Annotated in this window: 2 protein-coding genes; both read left to right on the top strand. The window is 39.0% G+C overall.

Features of this window, described 5'->3' with window-relative positions:
* Positions 1 to 295, top strand: a 295-nt coding sequence (locus RR876_RS17325) for a chromate transporter (RefSeq protein WP_332637219.1), incomplete at its 5' end; no start/stop codon positions are given.
* Between the two features lie 17 nt (positions 296 to 312).
* Positions 313 to 526 (top strand): chromate transporter (locus RR876_RS17320; protein WP_332637218.1); only part of this gene is annotated, 214 nt, incomplete at its 3' end.

Raw genomic sequence — 526 nt, 5'->3', positions numbered from 1 at the left:
TCCGACCATAATCGTAATTTCACTATATCAACTTTACGCACAGTTTCAGGACATTCCACTGGTACAACACATGATTCAAGGTTTAGCAGCGGCTGCCGCGGGTTTACTTTTTGCAACGGGTTTTAAAATGCTTAAACCCTTAATGAAAAGCAAATTGACCTACTTCACCATCGTATTAACCATTATTTTCATGCTGCTGATTAAATTACCATTGGTACTAACCTTGTTGATTTTAGTAGGTATTAACATGTTGGTTTTAACATTCAAACAACACCAAATGAATAACGTCAAATGAATCAGGAGTAAAACAACATGTATGTACTTTTAGCGCTAACACTGGTGTTTACTCAATTGTCTTTATTGGCTTTTGGCGGTGGAAATGCAATTTTGCCTGAAATGCAACATCAAGTGGTCACAGTTCATGAATGGATGACAGCGGAACAATTCAGTTCAATGTTTGCAATGGCGCAAGCAGCACCCGGTCCCAATATGATGATTGTGCCTTTAGTCGGTTGGCATGTTGCTG

The sequence above is a fragment of the Acinetobacter sp. genome (assembly GCF_036666595.1).
Classification (GTDB): Bacteria; Pseudomonadota; Gammaproteobacteria; order Pseudomonadales; family Moraxellaceae; genus Acinetobacter.
The sequence above is the reverse complement of the archived record's forward strand: the minus strand, read 5'-3'. Positions and strand labels throughout refer to the sequence as shown.